This window comes from Streptomyces sp. NPDC019531 (genome assembly GCF_044903305.1).
In the GTDB taxonomy this organism is placed as follows: domain Bacteria; phylum Actinomycetota; class Actinomycetes; order Streptomycetales; family Streptomycetaceae; genus Streptomyces.
The window spans coordinates 1-21,767 of record NZ_JBJDQL010000082.1; the positions used below are offsets into that span (position 1 = coordinate 1).

22 protein-coding genes are annotated in these 21,767 nt (G+C 70.9%); 8 read left to right on the top strand and 14 right to left on the bottom strand.

Going from position 1 to position 21,767, the window contains the following annotated elements; all coding sequences use genetic code 11:
• Positions 1 to 1,170: SpoIIE family protein phosphatase (locus tag ACI2L1_RS43385; RefSeq protein WP_404744997.1), on the top strand; the 1,170-nt coding region annotated here is incomplete at its 5' end.
• A 9-nt stretch (positions 1,171 to 1,179) separates the two neighbouring features.
• Here ACI2L1_RS43385 and ACI2L1_RS43390 read toward each other — a convergent pair.
• Positions 1,180 to 1,614, bottom strand: a complete 435-nt coding sequence (locus tag ACI2L1_RS43390) for a cupin domain-containing protein (protein WP_404744998.1) — start codon at positions 1,612 to 1,614, stop codon at positions 1,180 to 1,182.
• A gap of 169 nt (positions 1,615 to 1,783) precedes the next feature.
• Here ACI2L1_RS43390 and ACI2L1_RS43395 point away from each other — a divergent pair, with 169 nt between their 5' ends.
• Positions 1,784 to 2,173 (top strand): VOC family protein, encoded by a 390-nt coding sequence (locus ACI2L1_RS43395; protein ID WP_404744999.1) that lies wholly within the window; start codon positions 1,784 to 1,786, stop codon positions 2,171 to 2,173.
• 15 nt (positions 2,174 to 2,188) lie between these two features.
• Here ACI2L1_RS43395 and ACI2L1_RS43400 read toward each other — a convergent pair whose 3' ends face one another.
• Both ACI2L1_RS43400 and ACI2L1_RS43405 read right to left on the bottom strand, forming a co-directional pair.
• A complete protein-coding gene (locus ACI2L1_RS43400) occupies positions 2,189 to 2,776 on the bottom strand; it encodes a DNA polymerase ligase N-terminal domain-containing protein (protein WP_404745000.1) in 588 nt (195 codons plus the stop codon).
• Between the two features lie 25 nt (positions 2,777 to 2,801).
• Positions 2,802 to 3,632 (bottom strand): aldo/keto reductase, encoded by an 831-nt coding sequence (locus ACI2L1_RS43405; protein ID WP_404745001.1) that lies wholly within the window; start codon positions 3,630 to 3,632, stop codon positions 2,802 to 2,804.
• Between the two features lie 96 nt (positions 3,633 to 3,728).
• On the opposite strand from ACI2L1_RS43405, the gene ACI2L1_RS43410 reads away from it, so the two are divergent.
• The gene (locus ACI2L1_RS43410) at positions 3,729 to 4,793 is read left to right on the top strand and encodes a LacI family DNA-binding transcriptional regulator (protein ID WP_404745018.1); all 1,065 of its coding nucleotides are present in this window, start codon (positions 3,729 to 3,731) and stop codon (positions 4,791 to 4,793) included.
• Between the two features lie 181 nt (positions 4,794 to 4,974).
• Here ACI2L1_RS43410 and ACI2L1_RS43415 read toward each other — a convergent pair whose 3' ends face one another.
• From ACI2L1_RS43415 to ACI2L1_RS43430, 4 genes are read right to left on the bottom strand one after another with little or no spacing between them, the layout of a single operon-like run.
• Complete coding sequence (locus ACI2L1_RS43415; RefSeq protein WP_404745002.1) at positions 4,975 to 6,342, bottom strand: glycoside hydrolase family 32 protein; 1,368 nt, start codon at positions 6,340 to 6,342, stop codon at positions 4,975 to 4,977.
• The gene (locus tag ACI2L1_RS43420) at positions 6,339 to 7,193 is read right to left on the bottom strand and encodes a carbohydrate ABC transporter permease (RefSeq protein ID WP_404745003.1); all 855 of its coding nucleotides are present in this window, start codon (positions 7,191 to 7,193) and stop codon (positions 6,339 to 6,341) included. The genes ACI2L1_RS43415 and ACI2L1_RS43420 overlap by 4 nt, the downstream gene beginning before the upstream one ends.
• Before the next feature lie 16 nt (positions 7,194 to 7,209).
• On the bottom strand, positions 7,210 to 8,166 hold the full coding sequence (locus ACI2L1_RS43425) for a carbohydrate ABC transporter permease (RefSeq protein ID WP_404745004.1): 957 nt from the start codon (positions 8,164 to 8,166) through the stop codon (positions 7,210 to 7,212).
• Entirely contained in the window at positions 8,163 to 9,572 is a 1,410-nt protein-coding gene (locus ACI2L1_RS43430; RefSeq protein ID WP_404745005.1) for an extracellular solute-binding protein, read from the bottom strand. The genes ACI2L1_RS43425 and ACI2L1_RS43430 overlap by 4 nt, the downstream gene beginning before the upstream one ends.
• A 160-nt stretch (positions 9,573 to 9,732) precedes the next feature.
• On the opposite strand from ACI2L1_RS43430, the gene ACI2L1_RS43435 reads away from it, so the two are divergent.
• Positions 9,733 to 11,271 (top strand): glycoside hydrolase family 32 protein, encoded by a 1,539-nt coding sequence (locus tag ACI2L1_RS43435; RefSeq protein ID WP_404745006.1) that lies wholly within the window; start codon positions 9,733 to 9,735, stop codon positions 11,269 to 11,271.
• Between the two features lie 160 nt (positions 11,272 to 11,431).
• Here ACI2L1_RS43435 and ACI2L1_RS43440 read toward each other — a convergent pair whose 3' ends face one another.
• Positions 11,432 to 11,803, bottom strand: a complete 372-nt coding sequence (locus ACI2L1_RS43440; RefSeq protein WP_404745007.1) for a hypothetical protein — start codon at positions 11,801 to 11,803, stop codon at positions 11,432 to 11,434.
• Positions 11,804 to 11,885: 82 nt separating this feature from the next.
• Between ACI2L1_RS43440 and ACI2L1_RS43445 the strand changes: the two genes are divergently transcribed.
• Positions 11,886 to 12,851 (top strand): TauD/TfdA dioxygenase family protein, encoded by a 966-nt coding sequence (locus ACI2L1_RS43445; protein WP_404745008.1) that lies wholly within the window; start codon positions 11,886 to 11,888, stop codon positions 12,849 to 12,851.
• Between the two features lie 2 nt (positions 12,852 to 12,853).
• Here ACI2L1_RS43445 and ACI2L1_RS43450 read toward each other — a convergent pair whose 3' ends face one another.
• From ACI2L1_RS43450 to ACI2L1_RS43460, 3 genes are all read right to left on the bottom strand, one after another.
• Complete coding sequence (locus ACI2L1_RS43450) at positions 12,854 to 13,882, bottom strand: LLM class flavin-dependent oxidoreductase (RefSeq protein WP_404745009.1); 1,029 nt, start codon at positions 13,880 to 13,882, stop codon at positions 12,854 to 12,856.
• A gap of 74 nt (positions 13,883 to 13,956) precedes the next feature.
• Positions 13,957 to 15,459, bottom strand: a complete 1,503-nt coding sequence (locus ACI2L1_RS43455; protein WP_404745010.1) for a metallophosphoesterase family protein — start codon at positions 15,457 to 15,459, stop codon at positions 13,957 to 13,959.
• 107 nt (positions 15,460 to 15,566) lie between these two features.
• The gene (locus tag ACI2L1_RS43460; RefSeq protein ID WP_404745011.1) at positions 15,567 to 16,445 is read right to left on the bottom strand and encodes an MHYT domain-containing protein; all 879 of its coding nucleotides are present in this window, start codon (positions 16,443 to 16,445) and stop codon (positions 15,567 to 15,569) included.
• 262 nt (positions 16,446 to 16,707) lie between these two features.
• Between ACI2L1_RS43460 and ACI2L1_RS43465 the strand changes: the two genes are divergently transcribed.
• On the top strand, positions 16,708 to 17,481 hold the full coding sequence (locus tag ACI2L1_RS43465; RefSeq protein WP_404745012.1) for an SDR family oxidoreductase: 774 nt from the start codon (positions 16,708 to 16,710) through the stop codon (positions 17,479 to 17,481).
• A 189-nt stretch (positions 17,482 to 17,670) separates the two neighbouring features.
• Here ACI2L1_RS43465 and ACI2L1_RS43470 read toward each other — a convergent pair whose 3' ends face one another.
• Entirely contained in the window at positions 17,671 to 18,099 is a 429-nt protein-coding gene (locus ACI2L1_RS43470) for a DUF899 family protein (protein WP_404745013.1), read from the bottom strand.
• A 94-nt stretch (positions 18,100 to 18,193) separates the two neighbouring features.
• Positions 18,194 to 18,484 (bottom strand): hypothetical protein, encoded by a 291-nt coding sequence (locus ACI2L1_RS43475; protein WP_404745014.1) that lies wholly within the window; start codon positions 18,482 to 18,484, stop codon positions 18,194 to 18,196.
• Between the two features lie 8 nt (positions 18,485 to 18,492).
• Between ACI2L1_RS43475 and ACI2L1_RS43480 the strand changes: the two genes are divergently transcribed.
• Complete coding sequence (locus tag ACI2L1_RS43480) at positions 18,493 to 18,699, top strand: hypothetical protein (protein WP_404745015.1); 207 nt, start codon at positions 18,493 to 18,495, stop codon at positions 18,697 to 18,699.
• 60 nt (positions 18,700 to 18,759) lie between these two features.
• Here ACI2L1_RS43480 and ACI2L1_RS43485 read toward each other — a convergent pair whose 3' ends face one another.
• On the bottom strand, positions 18,760 to 20,130 hold the full coding sequence (locus tag ACI2L1_RS43485) for a DEAD/DEAH box helicase (RefSeq protein WP_404745016.1): 1,371 nt from the start codon (positions 20,128 to 20,130) through the stop codon (positions 18,760 to 18,762).
• A 111-nt stretch (positions 20,131 to 20,241) separates the two neighbouring features.
• Here ACI2L1_RS43485 and ACI2L1_RS43490 point away from each other — a divergent pair.
• A partial coding sequence (locus tag ACI2L1_RS43490) for a DPP IV N-terminal domain-containing protein (protein WP_404745017.1) occupies positions 20,242 to 21,767 on the top strand: 1,526 nt, incomplete at its 3' end.

Below are 21,767 nucleotides of genomic sequence, written 5' to 3' on the forward strand. Positions count from 1 at the left end.
AGCCGTGCCGCCGTCTGCATCGACAACGCCCGCCGCTTCGCCCGCGAGCGCACCACCGCCCTGACCCTGCAGAACAGCCTGCTGCCGCGCGGCCTGCCCGGACAGGCCGCGGTCGAGGTCGCCCACCGCTATCTGCCCTCCGGCTCGCTGGCCGGCATCGGCGGCGACTGGTTCGACGTCATCCCGCTCTCCGGCAGCCGCGTCGCCCTCGTCGTCGGCGACGTCGTCGGCCACGGCATCCCGTCCTCGGCCACCATGGGCCGCCTGTGCACGGCCGTCCGCACCCTCGCCGACGTCGACCTGCCGCCCGACGAGCTGCTGACCCACCTCGACGACCTGGTCACCCACCTCGCCTCCGACGACCACCCCGACGAGGGAGGCGAGGTCGCCGAGCTCGGCGCCACCTGCCTCTACGCCGTCTACGACCCGGTCTCGCGCCGCCTCACCGCGGCCGCCGCCGGCCACCCGCCGCCCGCAGTGGTGATGCCCGACGGCACCGCGCAGCTCGTGCCCCTGGTCGCCGGACCCCCGCTCGGCGTCGGGGGGCTGCCCTTCGAGGCCACGGAGATCGAACTCCCCGAGGGAGCGGTCGTCGCCCTCTACACCGACGGTCTGATCGAGGACCGGGACCGCGACATCGACCACGCCATCGACGAGCTCTGCCGTGCGCTGACCGCCAGGACCGACACCCTCGACGATCTGTGCGACACGGTCCTGAAGGCCGTACTGCCCGAAGAACCCGGTGACGACGTGGCCCTGCTGCTGGCCCGCACCCGGGCCCTCGGCACCGACCGGGTCGCCACCTGGGACGTCGAACCCGACCCCGCGCACGTCGCCACCGCCCGGCAGGCCGCCACCGAGCAACTCGCCGCGTGGGGACTGGAGGAGACCTCCTTCGTCACCGAACTCGTCGTCAGCGAACTGGTCACCAACGCCATCCGCTACGGCGAACCGCCCATCCGGCTACGGCTGATCCGCGACCGCACCCTCATCTGCGAGGTCTCCGACGGCAGTTCCACCTCTCCGCACCTGCGGCGCGCCCACGCCTACGACGAGGGCGGCCGCGGGCTGCTGCTGGTCGCCCAGCTCACCCAGCGCTGGGGGAGCCGGCAGACCGGCAGCGGCAAGACGATCTGGGCGGAACAGTCGCTGGAGCCGCCGGAGTTCTGATCACCGCGCTCACTGGAACGAGCAGCCGGGGTTCGGGACGTCCTCCGAGTAGGGCGAGCCGTGCGGCAGCACGTACAGCACCTCCAGGACCAGCGTCGTGTCGCCCTCGTTGCGTCCGAGGTGGACATCGCTCGGCCCGCCCGGCTCCTGCACGACGGTCCCCTTCTGGTAGACGCCGTCGACGGCGCAGTCGGCGTGGTAGTGGGTGAGGGTGCCCTGCTTGACGTACCCGTAGACCGGGCCGTCGTGGTAGTGCCAGCCGGTCGCCTGTCCCGGCGGAACGGTGATCTCCCTGAGGACGTAGTCGGTGTCCCCCACGGTCTTCTGGGTGATCAGCGTGCCGACCACGCCGGGTCCGGGTGGGGTCGCCTGTGCGGTGCCGCCGGCGAGGACGGTGGCGGTGACGACCGCGCCGGATATGGCGGTGCGGAGCGCGATGCGCATTCGGGGGGCCTCCTGGCTCGGGTTCGTGAGCGACGACATGTCGCAGTGGACGTCGCTGCGAACATAGAGGCAGGGAAGGTGAGTTGGGGCGGTAATCGGTGGATCACGCGTCCCGGGGCCGCCCCGAATCCGGCTGACGTCGTCCGGCGGAGGCCTGCATGATGGGTGGATGGCGCGACTTCACGACCTCGTCTTCGACTGTGCTCGCCCCGCGGCCATGGCCCGCTTCTGGGCCGCCGCTCTGGACGACTACGCCGTCGCCCCCTACGACGACGAGGAACTCGCCCGTCTGCGCGCCCTGGGGATCAGCAGCACCGAGGACGACCCCACCGTGCTGGTGGAGCCGGCGCACGGCGGACCTCGTCTGTTCTTCCAGCTCGTGCCCGAAGCCAAGAGCGTGAAGAACCGCGTGCACATCGACCTGCTCGCGGTGGACCCGGAGGCGGAGATCCGGCGCCTGACCGCGCTCGGCGCGTCGGTGCAGGCCCGGTACCCGGACCACACCCTCCTGACCGATCCCGAAGGCAACGAGTTCTGCCTGTGCCCGACGGACCGATGACCGTCGGGCGGCAGCTCAGCCGTCTCCGGAGTGGGCGGCCACCTGCGCGAGCGTCCGGCCGGTCCGCGCCGAGCGTGCCCGGCGCGGATCCGGGCTTCCACGACCTCGCGACCGCCCCTCGGCGGTCTTCACCAGCAGCCAGTCGCCGTCACGGAACCGGGTGAGCGCGTAGACACCGCGCAGCTTCGTCCCGTGGAGCCGGAACGTGGCGTGCCCCCGCTCCAGGGATCCCGCGAAGTCGACGAGATTCCCGCGGCGGTCGTGACTGAGGGGCTCGTACATGCCGTGGTCCCAGACGATCACGGTGCCGCCGCCGTACTGCCCCTCGGGGATCACGCCCTCGAACTCCTCGTACTCCAGCGGATGGTCCTCCGTGGGCACGGCCAGGCGTTTGTCCTTCGGCAGATCCGAGGGGCCCTTGGGGACCGACCAGGACTTGAGCACGTCGCCGACCTGGAGGCGGAAGTCGAAGTGCATCGTGCGCGCGTCGTGGATCTGCACGACGAACCGCGGCTCCGGGGCGGCGCGCCCTTCCCCGCCCTCGGGCTCACCGGTCCGCCGGAAGTCCCGCTTGCCGTGGTAGTCCCGCAGTCGCTCACTCATGTGCCCCGAGTGCCCCTCCCGAGGCTCAGAACTCCTCGTGCACCTCCGGGTCCCCGCCCAGGCGCCGGTGCTCACGGTCGCCGATCGCCGCCATCTCGGTCCCGGTCAGCTCGAAGCCGAACACGTCGAGGTTCGCGCGCTGCCGCTCGGGGTCCCCGGACTTCGGGATCGGCAGGGCACCGAGCTGGATGTGCCAGCGCAGGATCGCCTGGCCGGGAGTGACCCCGTGCGCCTCGGCCACACGGGTCACGGCCGGGTCGTCCAGGAGGTCCGAGCCCCGGCCCAGCGGGCTCCAGCTCTCGGTGACGACGCCCTTGTCGGCGTGGTAGGCGCGCAGCTCGTCCTGCGGGAAGAAGGGGTGCAGCTCGATCTGGTTGACGGACGGCAGTACACCGGTCTCCTTCTCCAGCCGATTGATGTGGGCGGCCGTGAAGTTGGAGACCCCGATCGACCGTACGAGACCGTCCTCACGGAGCTTGATCATGGCCTTCCACGAGTCGACGTACTTGTCGACGCGGGGGAGCGGCCAGTGGATCAGATACAGGTCCACGTACTCCAGGCCCAGGCGGGCCCGGGACTCCTCGAAGGACGCCAGGGTCTCCTCGTAGCCGTGATGCCGGCCGGGGAGCTTCGTCGTCACGAGGATCTCCTCGCGCGGGACACCGCTGCCGGCCACGCCACGGCCCACACCGGTCTCGTTCTTGTAGTTCGTCGCCGTGTCGAGGAGCCGGTAGCCGCCCTCCAGGGCGGTGCCGACCGCCCGCTCCGCCTCGGCGTCGTCCATCGGCCAGGTGCCGAGACCCAGGGCGGGGATCTTCGTGCCGTCGTTCAGCGTGTGCGTCGGGATGCTGATCACTTCCGGACCTTCCCTTGACTGTGTCGTCCCCCCAGCCTCACGGATAGGGTGAGCAACGATCAACCGGACGGGCGGGGGACGAGGACAGCGGACGGCATGGACGGCACCGAGGAGAAGCGTTCGGCGGGATCCGGGCGTCCCACGTCACGGGACGTCGCCCGGCTCGCCGGCGTGTCGCACACCGCCGTCTCCTTCGTGTTCAACGGCCGCGCCGAGGGCAACCTCTCGCCCGCCACCCAGGAGCGCATCCGCCGGGCCGCCACCGAGCTCGGCTACCGCCCGGACCTCGTCGCCCGCGGCCTGCGCAGCCGCCGTACGGCCGTGATCGGCCTGGTCACCGACGAGATCGCCTCCTCGCCCTTCGCCGGCCGGCTGCTGCGCGGCGCCATGGAGACGGCCTGGGACAGCGACCACCTGGTCCTCACCGTCGACTCCGGCGGCGACCGCGCCAAGGAGGACGCGGCCGTCGCCGAACTCCTCGACCGACGCGTCGACGGCATCATCTACGCGGCCATGTCCCTGCGCCGCGTCCGCGTCCCCGAGGGCCTGCACCGCACCCACTCCGTCCTCGCCAACTGCCTGCCCGACGACGACTCCCTGCCCTCCGTCGTCCCCGCCGAGCGAGCGGGCGGCCGTACGGCGGCCCGGCTGCTCCTGGAACAGGGGCACCGCAGGATCGCGCTGGTCGGGGGCCAGCAGGACATCGCCTCCGTCGAACGGCTGCGCGGCTTCAGGGAGGCGCTGCGCGCCGAGGGCATCACCGTGCCCAAGGACCGGGTCGTGCGCACCGGCGGCGAGATCTCCAGCGGCTACCAGGGCGCGATCCGGCTGCTCGACGATGTCCCCGCCGACCAGCGCCCCACCGGCCTCTTCTGCTACAACGACCGGGTCGCGGCCGGCGTCCTGCACTGCGCCGCGCGCCTCGGGATCACGGTTCCCGACGAGCTGTCCGTCGTGGGCTACGACGACCAGGAGCACATGGCCGCGTTCCTGTCCCCGCCGCTGACCACCGTCGCGCTGCCGCACCGGGAGATGGGCGAGGAGGCCGCGCGTCTCCTCCTCGACGCCATCGGCACGGGCCGGACCCCGCCCGCCACCGTCCGGCGCATCGCCGGCCCGGTGATCAGCCGGGGGTCGGTGGGCCCGGCACCCGCGGTGTGACGCCTGGCGGGTCGATCGCGTCGGTCGGCGCCGCGCCTCGACATGTCCAGCGGTCGGCCCGGGCAGTGTCGATCTCGGACGAGGGCGGCCCGCCGGCCGCCGGGAGATCCGCGGCGTGACCACGCCGAACAGCCAGCCCGAGCGCGCGCCCCGAATCCGAGCGCCCGGGCCGTCGGAGACCTCATCCTTCTGTCTGAAGGGCCCAGCACTCGACCTCGATCCCACCCCCCGACACGGTCAGCTCGGCGGTGTCCCCGGCTTGCCGGTACACCCGTTCGGTGACCATCGCCCGTTCGCCGGCGAAGAGTTCGAGCAGGGAGCCGTCGACGAGGACTCGTACGGTCAGGGGTCCCGTGGGCACGCGCACCACCACAGGCCCGGATCCGTCGGGCCGGGACCGGGGCCATCCGGACCGGTCCAGCGTCACCGTGCCCGCCTCGGGATCGAGGCGTACCGTGAGTTCGGCGCCCGCGGACGTCCGCAGCAGGCTCACGGTCCCGGCCGACCGCCCGGTCACCGTCAGGTCGTAGGCGTCGGGGAGCGGCCCCGGGGTCAACGGCTCGCCGGAGCGCAGGAGTTCCAGCTCCGGTGCCGGACCGACCCGCAGCGTGCCGTCCTCGTGCACGTCCACGACGCGGGGCGCCGTGAGGACCCCGGCCCAGCCCGCCCGGTCGACGTCCTCCTGCGGACGCGCTTCCCAGGACCAGCCCCACAGCAGCGCCCGGTCCCGTCCGGTGTCCTGGAGGACGGAGGGCGCGTAGAAGTCACGCCCCAGGTCGAGGCGGCCGGCATGCCGAGTGACGAACGTCAGGTCGCCGCCGGGGAGTTGGGCCGGACGGCCCGTCACATAAGCGGTGCCCAGCGGATCTCCGTCCCACAGGGCCACCGCGAGCACCCACTCACCGCTGGGCGTCCGCGCCAGCTGGGGGCACTCCCAGCCGGTCGCCCCCGGGCCGAACGCCTCGGCCGTCACCCGATCCCGGCCGTCCAGCAACACCCCGGCGAACCGCCAGTCGTAGAGGTCCTCGCAGTCGTACACCAGCACCGACGGCGTGCCGTCCCCGTGCCCGGCCCCCACCAACGCCCAGCGTCGGCCGCCGAACCGGAAGACGAACGGGTCGCGGAACATCGTCACGTCCAGGTCGGCCGGCGGACCGGACACCACGGGCACCGGGACCGGCTTCCACGCCACCAGGTCCTCGTCCTGTGCCACCGCGAGGCAGATCGAGCCCAGGCCCTCGTGGGTGCGGTCGACGCCGGTGTAGACGGCGGTCGGCACACCGTCGTCGTCCACCACGCAGCCCGACCAGCAGCCCGCCTCGTCCGGGCCGCCGGGCGTCGGGGCGAGGGCGATCGGGTGGTGGTCCCAGTGGGCGAGGTCGGGGCTGGAGGCATGCCCCCAGTGGACGTTCGCATGCACCGGGGCGTCCGGGTTGTACTGGTAGAACAGGTGGTGGCGACCGCGCCAACGGAAGGGCCCGTTCGGGTCGTTGACCCAGTTGGCGGGCGGACGGACCCGGAAACGCGGGGCGTCGGTGTCAGGGCTCAACGGTTGACTCCTGCGGAGGTGATGCCCTCGCGGAGAGGGCGCTGGCCGACGAGGAACACGGCGACGGCGGGGATCATCGAGAGCACCACACCGGCGAGGACCACCGAGATGGAGCCGGTGCCGAGGTTGCCCTGGAGGGAGACCAGGCCCAGCGGCAGCGTGTAGTTCTGGCCGGACGTCTCCAGGATCAGCGGCCGGAAGAACTCGTTCCAGTGGTAGTTGAAGGCCAGTACGCCGACGATCGCCAGGCCGGGCGTGGCCAGTGGCGCGTACACCGACCGGAAGGTACGCCAGGGCCCGGCGCCGTCCAGCATCGCCGCCTCGCCCAGGTCCTTCGGCATGCCCAGGAAGTACTGGCGCATCAGGAAGGTGCCGAAGGCGGTCGGGAACGCCGGAATGATCAGTCCGAGCAGCGTGTCGGTCAGGCTCATCGACTTCAGGACGAGGAACACCGGCACGATCGTGACCTGCAACGGGACCATCATGGTCGCGAGCACCAGGCCGAACAGGGGCTTCTTGAAACGGAATTCGAGGCGCGCGAAGGCGTACCCCGCGAGACCGGCCGTGATCATCTGGCCGACCGCGATCAGGGCGGTCACCAGCGTGGAGTTCAGCGCGAGCAGCCACACGTCGATCTGGTCGAAGACCCCGCTGTAGGACTCGACTGTCGGATGCGTGGGAATGATCTTGGGCGGCAGGTCGAAGGATTCTGCCGGGGTGCGCAGGGATGTGGAGACGGTCCAGATGACCGGCCCCAGGGTCAGCAGGGCGCACACCGCCAGTACGGCGATCCGCGCCCACGGCGCGAGTGAGTGCCGGGTCCGGCTCATGGTCAAGGTCGCTTGGCTCACAGGAAGTTCACCCGGCTCACTGGTAGTGGACGAAACGCCGGCTGAGCCGGAACTGGAGGGCGGTGACCGCCATGATCAGCACGAACAGCAGCACGCCCACCGCGGACGCCTCGCCGAAGCGCAGCTGCTCGAACGCCGACTCGTAGATGACCATCACGACGGTGCGGGTGGAGTCGCCGGGCCCGCCGTTGGTCAGGACGTACGGCTGCTCGAAGACCTGCAGCGCGTTGATGACGCCGACGACGGTCGCGACCAGAAGGGTCGGCGACAGCAGCGGCAGCGTCACGTGCAGGTGCTTGCGCAGCCCGGTCGCCCCGTCGAGGGAGGCCGCCTCGTGGATCTCCTTGGGGATGTTGTTCAGACCGCCCACGAACAGCAGGAAGGAGAAGCCGAACTGCTGCCAGACATAGACCAGGATGACCGCCGCCATCGCCGAGTTCTCCGACGTCAGCCACGGCACCGGCGCGATCCCGATCAGCCCGAGCGCCCAGTTCACCACCCCGAAGTCCTGGTTGAACAGGTACTTCATCACCACCGAGATCGACGCCGCCGACAGCACCAGCGGAAAGAAGAACGCCGACCGGAACACCGAGCGCAGCCACACGGGCATCCGCCCGTTCACCGCGAGCGCCAGGGTCAGGGCGATGAGCAGCTGGAGCGCGACCGCGAGGACCATGAAGACGAGCGTGTTGCGGAAGGAGACCAGGACGGTCGAATCGGTGAAGACCTCACGGTAGTTGGCGGCCCCGGCCCAGCTCGGGGAGTCGATCACGTTCCAGTGGAAGAGGCTCAGCACGACCGAGCCGACGATCGGCACCACCGTGAAGACCACGATGCCGACGATGGTCGGCGTCAGGAACAGCGTGGCCAGCAGCCGGGTGCCGCGGTCGCGGGCCGAGGGCCCCGCGGCTTTGGTGGCGGGTGCGGTCGCGGGCCGAGACGGTCGTACGGCGGCGATCTCGGTGTTCGTCATACGTCACGCTCCATGGCCTTCTCCAGATCGCTCTGCATCCGGCGCAGCGCGGGACCCACCGAACGCCGGGAGGCCAGCGCGGTCCCGGTGTGCTTCAGCAGCACCTGTTCGACCTCGGCGACCTGCGGCGGCGCCGGGATCGGCCCGGTGTCGGGGAACTTGTCGAGGGTGTCGTAGAAGACCTGCCAGTGCCGGGGGCCGATCTCCCGGTAGCGGTCCGCGGTGAGCATCGAACGGCGGGCCGGTGTCGTCTGGTTGGTCTCGAAGAGCCGCATCAGGGTGTCCCTGCGGGCCGCGAACTTGATGAACTCCCAGGCCTCGTCCTGCTTCTTCGAGGTCCGCAGCAGCGCGTAACCGGCGGCGCCGAACTGCATGCGCTGGGTGCGCCAGCGGGGGAAGTACTGCACGTCGAAGCTGCCCGGCCGCATTCCCGCCAGATGCAGACCGCCTGCCCAGAAGCCTCCGGCCGGAGTGACACCGACCCGTCCCGTGGAGAACACGCCGATGAGGTTCTGGCCGTTGCCGCCCTCGGGGCGGGTGCACAGGTCCTCCTGGATGAGGGAGGCGAGATAGTCGTACGACTCCTCGACGCGCGCGTCCGTGGCCTGCGGGGTGGTCCACCGGAAGCCGCCTCCGCGGCCCTGGCGCTCGGCGCTCGGGTAGAAGCCGTCCCACAGCCACGCCCCGCCCGGCGCCTTCGACTCGGCGAGCAGGTTGGTGCCGTTGGCGAACAGCCAGGGGACGACCCCGCCCCACAGGCGGTTGGTCCAGAAGTACGGCGTGAACTGCGAGCCGCTCGACTTCTTCATGTCCCGCAGGAGTTGGGTGAAGTCGTCGCGGGTCCAGTCGGCCGCCGGGAAGCCCGCGCCCGCCCGCTTGAGGACCTGGCTGTTGAGGTACATGTCGGCCGCGTTGAACTCGACCGGCAGCTGGTAGAGGCTGCCCTCGTACATCATCGACTCCACCAGCGAGGGGTGGACGTCGGCGAAGTACTCGCGCAGCTCGGCCGCGTCCCGCTTGACCCACTTGTCGAGGGCGACGCCGAGGCGCTGCGCGAAGAGCTGGACGCCCTCGGTGGCGACGTAGACGAGGTCGGGGGCGGTGCCCGCCGCGATCTGGGTGAGGATCTTCGCGAAGAAGTCCGACCAGTCCGTGGCCTGCACCGCGTTGATACGCAGCTTGATGTCGGGGTGGACCTTCTTGAAGCCCTCGGTGAGGGTGCGGATCGCCTCGGGGCCGTAGGCGGGACCGAGGGTGGCGACGACGAGGGAGCCGTCGTCGCGGCCGGGGATGTCGGCTCCGGTGAGCCGGTCCCAGCTCGCGGCGGTGCCGGCGAGCGCGGCGGCGCCCGCGCCGTAGGCGCCGTACCGCAACAAGGTGCGACGGGTGACGTGCGAGTCGGTCATCCAACAGGGCCTAACTCGTGTTAGCCAGCATCTGATTCCCAGATGATGGGAAGCGGGCCATAGACCTGTCAAGGCCCGCGCACACTTGACCTTTAACGAGTTAGGTCCCACAGTCCTGATCCACACGAGCCGCCGTTTCCAGTGAGAGGAACGATGTGTGATGGACGGGATCTCCAGGAGAGCGCTGTTCGCCGGAACGGCTGCGGGAGCCGCCGTCGTGGTGCTGCCCGCGGGGCCGGCCGCGGCGAAGCCCAAGGCCGCCGCCGGGTGCGCGAGTTACCGCGCCGAGTACCACTTCACGGTCCCCGACCAGTGGAAGAACGACCCGCAGCGACCGGTGTGGATCGACGGCGAGTACCACTACTACTACCTCTACAACGCCGACTACACGACCGGCGTCGCCGGCACCGCCTGGCGCCTGGCCACCAGCTCCGACCTGGTCTCCTTCACGGACCGGGGAGTGGCCGTACCGAAGAACACGACGGCGAACGGGGACGTCTGGTCCGGCTCCGCCGTGGTTGACACCGACAACACCGCGGGTTTCGGGGCGGGCGCGGTCGTCGTCCTCGCCACCATGTCACCGCACGACGGGGACGCCGACCAGGCGCAGTACCTGTACTGGTCCACCGACGGCGGCCGCACCTTCACGAACCACGGCACCGACCCGGTGCTGCCCAACCCCGGCGTGCGCGACTTCCGGGACCCCAAGGTGATCCGGGACGAGGAGCGCGGCCGGTGGGTGGTGACGCTCGCCGAGAACAACAAGGTCGGCTTCTATCACTCGGCCGACCTCAAGTCCTGGACGTACGTGGGCGGTTTCATCAAGGACGGGATCGGGGTGCTGGAGTGTCCCGACCTGTTCCGGCTCACGGCCTCGGACGGCACGGTGAAGTGGGTGCTCGGCGCGAGTGCGAACGGCAAGGGATCGGGGCTGCCGAACACGTACGCCTACTGGACGGGCTCCTTCGACGGTACGAGCTTCACGCCCGACGCCGCCGATCCGCAGTGGCTGGACCACGGCTGGGACTGGTACGGGGCCGTCACCTTCGAGAAGCGGTCCCCGGACGGGGCGTTGGACCGGGAGACGCGGTACGCGATCGGCTGGCTCAACAACTGGGACTACTCGGGTGTCACGCCCACGATCGACTGCGACGGGTTCAACGGCACCGACTCGATCGTCCGCGAGCTTTCGCTGAAGCGGGACTCGTCCGGGGTGTACTACCTGACCTCGCAGCCGGTCGCCGCGCTGGACGACCATGCCTCCCGCACGGTGAACCTGGGCGACCTGGAGGTCACCGGTACGCGTGTCCTCGACTACACGGGTGTCGCCTACGAACTGAGCTGTGAGATCAGCTGGGACCAACTGCGCGGCGCGGGCGTTCAGTTGCGCCGTTCACCGGACGGCGGTCGGCACATCGACGCCGGGGTCTACGACGACTACGCGTTCCTGAACAGGCGTGGCACCGTGAACCCGGATGCGACCGGGCGGTGGCAGGAGAGCCACAGCCCGTTCTCCGGGAACCGCGTGAAGCTGCGGATTCTCGTCGACCGTACGTCGGTCGAGATGTTCGTCGACGACGGCCGGTACACGCACTCCTCGGAGGTGTTCCCGTATCTGATCGACACCGGGGTCGCGCTGTTCTCGATCGACGGCACGGCGGTCTTCGAGAACGTGGTGATACGGGAGTTCACGGTCTGAGGGTGTGGTCCGTGCCGCCCTCCGCGGCCAGGGCGGCGGCGATCAGACGGAGGGCCCGCTGCCGCTCCTCCTCGGGGACGGGCGGCAGGAGTTCCTCCCACAGCGGGAGGAGGGTGCCGCGCAGCGCCGCGTTCGGATGTCCGAACGAAACATCCCTGCCCTACCGATGCTGACGCCGTTCGGCCGCGCGCTCGGTGGGGAGGTCCGACAGGTCGTAGTGGCCGCGTGGTTGCAGCAGCACGACCGCGGGGAGCCGGGACTCGGTGCCGACCGCGTCCAGCCGCCAGTGGTCGTCGGACCAAAGGGCCGCCGTCACCGGCTTGTTGCAGGTGTGGCACTCCTCGGGGCCGTCCTCTCCGTTGCGGGCGGGCTCGGGGAGTGCGGGCGGCTGGAGCGGCTTGACCCGGAAGTCCCCTTCGAAGGGGAAGGTGGGCCAGTCGGCCACCGAGTCGGCGGGCAGCGGCAGGCGTTCGCCCGTGGGCAGGCGCCGGACGAAGTCACTGGGTTCCGGGGGAGTTGAGGGGGCCGTCACGCTGGGCAGTCAACCAGGGTGCTGTGCCCCGCGGGCACGGACTTTCGGACATACGTGGATGATGGCGATCAACGGAGCACGCATGACGACGGACAAGGGCACGGCGGAGCGGGACGCGGGCATCGGGGTGAACCCGGTCGCCGGGCACATCGGAGCCGAGATCACCGGAGTCGATCTGGCGGGTGACCTGGACGACACGGTGGTCGCCGCGATCCGGGCCGCGGTGCTGCGCTGGAAGGTGGTGTTCTTCCGCGGACAGCGGCTCGACCACACCAGGCATGTGGCCTTCGCCCGAAGGTTCGGTGAGCCCGTCGTCCTGCGCAAGCGCGGCAGCGCCTCGCCCGCGGACTTCCCGGAGGTCGAGACCACCGCCGACCGCCTGGAGCTGGGCGGGAAGTTCGGCATGGAGCACGAGGAGTGGCTGCAACGCCGACGGCACACCCTGCTGCGCGGCTGGCACTGCGACCACGGCGCCCGTATCGACCCACCCGCCGCCACGATCCTGCGCGCCGAGACCGTCCCGCCGTACGGCGGCGACACCCAGTGGTCCAACCTCGCCGCCGCCTACGCCGGACTGTCCGGCCCGGTACGGGAGTTCATCGACGGCCTGCGCGTGGAACACCGGCTCGGCGTCGGCTACCAGCCCCGCCCCGGCGACGACGCCTATGTCCGGCATCTGCTGGACCACCAGGTCGCCTCACTGCACCCGCTGGTGCGCGTGCACCCCGAGACGGGGGAGCGGATCCTCTACGTCAACGGCTACTACGTCGAGCAGATCGCCAACCTCTCCCGCGCCGAGAGCCGGGCGATCCTCGACATGCTCCTCGAACAGGCGGTGCGGCCCGAGTACACGGTCCGCTTCCGCTGGGAGCCGGGCAGCGTGGCCTTCTGGGACAACCGCGCCACCATCCATCTGGCCCCCGGCGACAACGCCCACCTCGGCTTCCCCCGGACCATGCACCGGGTGATGCTGGCGGGGGACGTGCCGGTGGGGGCCGACGGCAAGCCATCGGAGGCCATCACGGGTACCGAGGTGGGGCGTTGGTGAGCTCAGGCTCCTGACGTCCACCCCAGCGCCGGGCCCAGCTTCGTCGCCATGTCCGTGAGGATCTGCACATAGTCCTCGTGCCCGAAGGTGAACGGCAGCGCGAACGCCACCTCGTCCACCTCGCGGAACGCGGCGTGCGCGTGCAGTCGTTCGGCGATCTCCTCCGACGTGCCGACGATGTCCGGCGCGAACATCAGCCGGGCCGGACCCTGCGGTGAGGCGGTACGAGGGGTGCGCTTCGCCGCGTAGTCCTCGTACCGTGCCCGCTGCTCCGCCGACGCCGAGTCGGTGGGGATCACGACGAGCCCCTGGGACACCCGTGCCGCCTCGCCGTCCGGATGCACGGCACGGAAAGCACGGATGTGCGAGAGCTGGATCTCCGCGAAGTCGTACGGCCCCTCGGGATCCTCCGCCTTCACGACGCTGCTGGACAGGAAGTTCATGCCGTGCTCACCGGCCCAGCGTGCCGAGCTCAGGCTGCCGCCGCCGTACCAGAGCCGTCGGCCGAGGCCGGGGGAGAGCGGCTGCACCCGGTCGCTGAACACCTCGAACCCCCGCACTCCGCTGAAGTCGCTGGCGGGCTTGCCGCGCACGAGGTCCAGCAGTCGCCGCACCCGCTCGTAGGAGAAGTCCTCGGCGTCCGCCGTGTCCGGGTACAGCGCGCTCTTGACCTCGTCGAAGTGCATCGGCGGGCCCACGCTCACGCCCGGGTTGATCCGGCCGCCGGACAGGATGTCGACCGTCGCCAGGTCCTCGGCGAGGCGCAGCGGGTTCTCCCAGCCGAGCGGGATCACCGCGGTGCCGAGCTCGATGCGGCTGGTGCGCTGCGAGGCCGCCGCCATGACGGCGACGGGGGACGAGATGCCGTACTGGAGATGGCGGTGACGCAGCCACGCGCTGTCGAAGCCGAGCCGCTCGCCCAGCTCGATGATCTCCAGCGTCGACTCGTGGCCGCGCCGCGGGTCCGCCTCGTCGAACAGGCCGATGGTCAGGAAGCCCAGCTTGCGCAGGGGGCGGGGGGTGGGCGGCACGTACTCCTCCGGGGGGCTTGACGGATCAAGTGGTACGGCTGTGCCAACCCGGGCGGCTCCTGCCCTGTTCCGGGTCAGGTCAGCGGAATCGTCACCTCGTCCTCGACCGGCGGGTCGAGCTCCTGGGCGAGGTTGCCGGTGGCCGCGAAGCAGCGCAGCCGCACCGCCTCCGGGGTGACGTCCAGACGCAGGAAGCACTTGAAGAAGGGCGGGCTGTACGTCGCCGAGCTCGGCGAGAACAGCTGTGTGTAGATCTTGCGCACCGGGAGCCGGAACCGTGAGGTGCGGTCGGGGCGGCCGCCCGCGCCCAGGAGACCGGCCACCAGGCGGGTGCGGAAGGTGACTCGGGCGGGCTCGCCCGGGAGGCGGGTGGGCGGGATGCCGAGTCGTTCGGCGATCACCGCGGTGGCCTCGGCCTCGGTGAGGGTGAAGAAGCGACGCAGGTGCAGGCGGCGGCCGTAGAGCCTGCTGTAGAAGGCCAGGGAGTCGCCGCGCAGGGGGTAGCAGCGGAAGTCCTTCTCGCCGACGTTCGCGACCGAGACATGCGGAATGGTGTGCGTGGCGTGCATGAAGGCGCCACCGCCGCCCGAGACGACGTACTGGATGGTCCGGCCGTCCACCTCGACCGGATAGCGCTGGTAGTTGTGGATGTCGCCGCCTATCGACGCGACGAAGTGGTGTTCCGGGTCGCGCACGATGTCGTCGACCGTTCCCCCACCCTCGATGGGGCAGGGGTGGTGTTCGCCGTCCACGTAGAGGGGCGAGCCGGTGATGAGGATCTTCGGGCGGGGGCCCTGGGAGACCTCGCGCAGCCAGGCGCCCTGTTCGGCGTCGATGGTCCCGAGCAGCCCGGTGTCTATGCCGATGATCCGCAGCGGGCCCGCGTCCACCGCCCAGTACGGGCCCGGCTGGACGGCCTGTTGGGCCGGTGCCGCACGCAACCGGCGTACCTCGTCGAGATGTTGGCCGTCGTCGGCGCGTGGACGGTGCCACAGCAGGGAGCGCAGCCAGGCTCGGGTGAGGGGACGCGGGACGGGCTCGGGCGGGAGGGGAGGGGCGTCGCCGCAGAAGACGCGCATGAAGGCGCCGAGGTCCTCGTACCAGTCGTGGTTGCCGGGTATCGCGTAGATCGGCGCCGGATAGTCCTGGTAGGGCCGGAAGAACTTCGTGCCGTAGTCGTCCGCGCTGCCCACCGGGTAGATGACGTCACTGGCGACGACGGCGAACCTTGTCTCCTGACTGATCTTCAGAAACCCTGGCACCACGGCGTATTGTGGGTCGTCGCCCTCGCCCGTGTCGCCGATGACCATGAACGAGAACGTCTCCGGGTCCTCGCGCCGGATCACCTTGTCGGCCGGTGCGCCGGCCTCCGCGCGCTGGGCCACCCAGCGGCTTCGGGTACGGCCCGTGGGGTCCCCGAACCAGGACGCGACCACGCCGTTGCGGGCGGCCCACAGCGTCTTCGGGTTCAGCCAGGAGATCTTCTCGACCTTGGGCGGCATCAGCTGCTTGTACTCGCCGAGTTGGGTGGAGCCCCAGCCGGCGCCTTCGGCGGTATCGCGTGAGGAGTCAGACACCGGTGCACCGTAACAACGATCTAGAACCGGCTCGGGAGGGGGAGTGCCGTACGACACCATCCCTCCCGGAAATCACCGGATCCGTGGGGGAGTCGGGGGTCGTCCTGTCACCTCCGCGGGCCGCGCGGCGCCGCCCACTGCGGATCCTGCGGGCTGCCGGCGGGGCCGCCCCGGTCGCCCTGGTTCTCGAAGGGTGAGGCGGGCGGCGGCACGGTGCGCGCGGGCGAGGCGGACCGGCGGTTCCAGTCGCCGTCCCCGAGTACCAGCAGCGGGTCGAACATCACGACCACCCCGGCCAGCAAAAGGAAGATCACCGGCCCCAGAAGCATGGGCAGCAGCAGGGAGGTGGGCGAGTCGCCCGCCCATGATCCGCCGACCTTGCTGTGTACATGGACGCTGACCGCAGCCATGCCCGTGTAGTGCATCCCGGAGACGGCGACACCCATGACCAGGCTGGCCCCGAGACTCGTCATGAAGCCGCGGATCGTGACGGCCGCCCACAGTGCCGCGGTCGCCGCGACGATCGCGATCACCACGGAGAGCGCGACGACGGTGGCGTCGTACCGGATCGTCCCGTTGAGGTGCAGCGCCGCCATACCCAGGTAGTGCATGGCCGCCACGCCGAGCCCGGTGACGACGCCCGCGAAGGCCAGGTTCGGGGTGCTGGCGCCTCGATAGCCGACGATGAACACGCCGATGCCCACGACGACGATCGCCACGACGAGACTGAGGACCGTGAGCCCGACGTCGTAGCGGATCCGGGTTTCCACGACCTGGAAACCGATCATGGCGATGAAGTGCATCGTCCAGATGCCACAGCCGATCGCGGCGGCGCCGAGCGCGAGCCAGCCCGCCTTCCACGACTGGTTGCCGAGCACGGTGCGCACGATGCAGCGCAGCCCCAGAGCCCCTCCCAGGCACGCCATCAGATAGGCGGCGACCGGGGTCACCGCGCCGTAGCGGAACCCGTCAACCGTGCCTTCCATGAGCCAACTCCCCCCAGAGTCTTGGCTGGTTGTGGTGGAAGGGTTACGGCTGGGGATCGCGTAAAGCAAGGCATTACCGTGGGTAAGCAGAGAACTCCCGAATGGCGTGGTTGAACTTAAGTCACAAGAGGTCGGGTTCAGGCCAAGCGGCTCTTCCGGGGCCGCCGATGTGGCAGAGTTGAACGATTGTCAACTCCTCGGTGCGGCATCGAACGAGAAAAACGGTTGCCGCCTGCGGGGTGCTCGTGAACGATCCCGTCCCGTGACCACAGGAGCTTTTCCCACCCGCCGCCCACTCGCCCTGGTGACCGGAGTGGGTCGCACCGTCGGCATCGGCGCAGGTATCGCGCGGCGGCTCGCGGCCTCCGGGTGGGACATCGCCTTCACCTACTGGAACCCGTACGACGCCCGGATGGCCTGGGGCACCGAGCCCGGCGCGACCGGGGCGATCGACCGGGACCTGGCCGAGCAGGGCGCGACCACCGCCGCGATCGAGGCCGACCTGGCCGACCCCGACACCCCGGCCCGGGTCTACGACGAGACGGAGCGGCGGCTCGGGCCCGTCACTGCGCTGGTGATGTGCCACTGCGAGTCCGTCGACTCCGGTCTGCTCGACACCACCGTCGAGAGCTTCGACCGGCACTTCGCCGTCAACACGCGCGCGACCTGGCTGCTCATCCGTGAGTTCGGCCGCCGCTTCACCGCGGAACACGGCACCGGTCGCATCATCAGCCTCACCAGCGACCACACGGTGGGCAACCTGCCGTACGGGGCCAGCAAGGGCGCGATGGACCGGATCACCCTGGCCGCCGCCCATGAACTCGCCCACCTCGGCGTGACCGCGAACGCCGTCAACCCCGGCCCCGTGGACACCGGTTGGATGTCCGAGGGGATCCGCGCGCACTGTCTCGAAGCGACCCCGCTCGGTCGCCTCGGCACTCCGCAGGACACCGCCCACCTGGTGGACTTCCTGTGCTCCCGGGAAGGACAGTGGGTCAACGGCCAACTGCTGAAGAGCAACGGCGGCATCGCGTAGCCCAGGAGCCGACACGCCGGCCGGCGGCCAGGGCGGGCAGCACGGCGGAGAAGGCCGGATCCACGGTGAGGGCACCGCGGTGCGGCAGCACGGTCAGCACGTCCGTTCTGCGGGAGTCGTATGTGAGGCAGGCCTTGCGCGGGCGTCGAACTCATCGCTGTGGGCGCACTCAGCGGACGCCGCCCAGGCTCAGCCGTACTCGTCCGGGAGCCGCATCGCCGGGTGGAAGACCTCGTCCCCGGCCCTCAGGAAGGCGCTGATGTCACCGCGGCCCCTGAGGTGCCCCGGACGTGCAACTGCGGGGGGTTGCCGATCTGGTCGCTGGTCGGCTGCGGAGGAGCTGCTGGGGCAGCCCGTGGCGCGGGTGTTCGGTGCCGTCGTCGTCGACACCGAAGGTCCACATGAAGTGATGCACGACCAACTGGGGCCGCCCTCGAAGAGTTCGAGCAGGCTCACCTCGCCGTCCGGGCCCTCGAAGACGTACGGCTTCTCCACCCGGACCATCAGTAGCCGCCGCCGGTCGCGGCCCCGGGTGACCTCCTTGTCCTCGGCCAGCAGCTCCTTGCGAGCGCGGAGCCGCTCCTCGCGCGAGACCACCTCGGGCAGATGAGTCGACATGTCGATCCTTTCAACCGCTCCTGCCGGGACGGGGCGCGGCCCCCGCCTCCAGTCCAGCTTGCGCCCGAGCCGGACGAGCGGCGAACGTGCCTGTCTAGAGCGCCACCACCCGCCCGCCGCGGCCCTGAAGCCGGACCGACGACAGGGTCGCGCAGACGACGGCCACGACGAAGAGCGTTGCGCAGGCCACCGCCGCGGTGCCGGAGTCGCCCGCGAGAGCGGCCCGCAGGCCGTGCGCGGCCCAGTAACCGGGGGAGACCGGGGCCACGTCCGCCACCCAGCCCGGCAGGACGCTCAGCGGGACCAGGGCCCCGCCCACGCTGCTGAGAAGCATGCCGCCGATGTCGTACGACGCCGAGAGCTCGCCCATGCTGCGGACCAGCACGCCGAGCAGTGTGCAGCTCCAGCTGGGGGGGGCGTTTCGGCCCCGGCGACCTGGACCCCCGCGGTCGCCGCGGTCAGCTTCCGGGCAGCGAACTCCCCGGCCACAGCAGGCTCGGGCCGTGGCTGGACCTCCCGGTCGACCTCACCGCGGAGTTCGAGGCCGACCTGGCGGACATCCGGCGACTGGTGGTGGGGGCGGCGCGGCGGGAGGGGTGAGGTGAGAGCTGGTGCGGGCCCCTGGAGTCAGCCCACTTGTCCGGCAGAGGGGGCCGGCTCTCAGACGCCGCGTCGTGTGCGGGCCGCCTTGCGGGCCTCGGCGAGTTTGCGGGCCTCGTCGGCCTTTCGGGACGACCTGCCGCCGCTGCCGCGGGAGGTGTCCTTGCTGGTGCCCAGGCCCCGGAAGGGGGTGTTGGTGTTCTTGGCCCGGGGCGCGGCGGGCCCGCCGTCGAGCGGGGTGCCCGAGGGGGCCCTGGCCCCGGTGATCCGGCTCAGCTCCGCCTCGCCCGAGCGCACCTTGGTGACGGTCGGCTCGATGCCGGCCTCGGCCATCACACGGCTCGTCTCACGGCGCTCACCCGACAGCACCAGGGTGACGACCCGGCCGGACTCGCCGGCCCGGGCGGTGCGGCCCGCGCGGTGCAGATAGTCCTTGGGGTCGGTGGGCGGGTCGACGTTGACGACGAGATCGAGGTCGTCGATGTGCAGGCCACGGGCCGCGACGTTGGTCGCCACCAGGACGGTGACCTGCCCGTCCTTGAACTGCGCGAGCGTGCGGGTGCGTTGCGGCTGGGACTTGCCGCTGTGCAGCGCCGCCGCGTGCACCCCGCTGGCCCGCAGATGCCGGGTGAGCTGGTCGACGGAGTGCTTGGTGTCCAGGAACAGCAGGACGCGGCCGTCGCGGGCGGCGATCTCCGTGGTGACGGCGTACCGGTCGGGGCCGTGGACGACCAGGACATGGTGGTCCATCGTCGTGACCGCGCCCGCGGACGGGTCGACCGAGTGGACCACGGGGTCGTGGAGGTACTGGTGGACCAGATGGTCGACGTCACGGTCCAGGGTGGCCGAGAACAGCATCCGCTGGCCGTCGGGACGTACCTGGTCGAGTGCCTCGGTGACCTGCGGCAGGAAGCCCATGTCGCACATCTGGTCGGCCTCGTCGAGGACGGCGATCCGCACCCGCCCCAGCCGGCAGGCCTTGCGCTCGACGAGGTCGTGCAGTCGCCCGGGGGTGGCGACGACGACCTCGGCCCCCTCGCGCAGCGCAGCGATCTGCCGTCCGATGGACATGCCGCCCACCACCGTGGCCAAGCGCAACCGCAGAGCCTCGGCGTACGGCGCGAGCGCCTCGGTGACCTGTTGGGCCAGCTCCCGGGTGGGCACCAGGACCAGGGCGAGGGGCTGCTTCGGCTCCGCGCGCTGCCCGGCCGTCCGTGCGAGCAGCGGCAGACCGAAGGCGAGCGTCTTGCCCGACCCGGTGCGCCCGCGCCCCAGGACGTCGCGTCCCGCGAGCGCGTCGGGCAGTGTGGCCGCCTGGATCGGGAAGGGCTCGTGCACGCCGAGTGCGGTGAGGGTGCGCAGCAGCTCGTCGGGCAGCTCCAGGTCGGTGAAGGAACCGACCGAGGGCTGGGCGGGGTCGGGGTGGTTCATGAAGAGCCTTCCGCAGCGCGCAAATGTCAGATGCTAACACAAAGTGACGGCCCGGCGAGCTCTCGTATCGAACACGTGTTTCATTGATGGGTGCGGTGGAAGGAACTCCGTATGGTTCCCGCCACCCTCCCCGAACAACTCGTCCGCACCCTTCGCTTCACCCGAGGCGTCCCCGATCGGTTCACCGTCTCGCCCGACGGCGGAACCGTCCTGTTCCTCCGCGCCCGCACGGGCGACGATCCGGCCACCTGCCTGTGGGCACTGGACGTCGACTCCGCAAGGGAGCGACTGCTGGCCGATCCCGTCCGGCTGCTCGCGAGCGGGCGTTCGCCGCGAACGTCCGGCATCGAGGCGTACGGCACCGACGCGGCGACGGGTGTCGTCGCCTTCGCCCTGGCCGACGCGCTCTGGAAGCTGGACGTGAGCAAGGGAGGGCCCTGCCGTCTGCCCGTGGTCGGCCCGGTTGTGGACCCCCGGCCCGATCCGACCGGCCGTCATATCGCCTACGTGTCACACGGCGCCCTGCGCATGGCGGAGGCCGACGGCTCCGGAGATCGCGCGGTGGCCGAACCTGACGCCTCCGGAGTGGAGTTCGGAACCGCCGTGCAGACCGGCGCCACCTCCCTCGACGGCAACCGCGGGTACTGGTGGTCCCCGGACGGAGGCCAACTGCTGTTCGCGCGGACGGACTCCACGAGGGTGCAGCCCTGGCCGACGGCCGAGCCGGACGACCCGCCGGTGTCACGCACCGCCCTGGCCGGAACACCCAATCCCGATGTAACACTGTGGCTCTCCCGGCCCGACGGCCCGCCGGTGCAGGTGAGTTGGGACCGCGTGGCCTTCGAGTACGTCGTCGGCGCGGGATGGGACCCGCACGGGCCCTGGGTCCTCGTCCAGTCCCGCGACCAGCGCACCGTCCGGCTCCTGGCCGTCGACCCGGGCGACGGGCGGACGGCCGTCCTGGACGAGCAGCGCGACGCGTGCTGGGTGCAGCTCGTCCCCGGGCTGCCCGCGCGCACGGCTTCCGGGGCGCTCCTCGTCCATCGCGACCTCGGAGGGACCCGGTACCTCACCCTGGACGGAACTCCCCTCACCCCAGAGGGACTTCAGCTGCGATCCGTACTCGGCACCGACGGCGACGAGGTCCTGTTCACGGCCTCCGACGACCCCACCGAGACCCACCTGTGGAGCTACGGCCCCAAGTCCGGCCTACGGCAGTTGAGTTCGGGGCCAGGAGTGCACTCCGGCACCTTCCGTGGCGGCACTCTGGTCCGGGTCACCCGCGACGCCGAGCGGCCCGGCGGCCGGGCCGAGATACTGCGCGCGGGAGCACCGACCGTCCCCGTCCTGTCGTACGTCGAACGCCCGGTGATCGGCGTCCACGCGCAGCGCCTCGTCCTCGGCTCCCCGGCGCTGCACGCCCGGCTCCACTTCCCCTCCTGGCACCGCCGGGGCAGTGGTCCGCTGCCGGTGCTCGTCGACTCGTACGGCGGAGCGGGCCACCAACGCGTCACCGCCGAGCAGGACTGGCGGGTCCTGCTGTCGCAGTGGTTCGCCGAACAGGGATTCGCGGTGCTCACCATCGACGGCCGCGGCACACCGGGACGCGGCCCCGACTGGGAACGCGAGGTGTACGG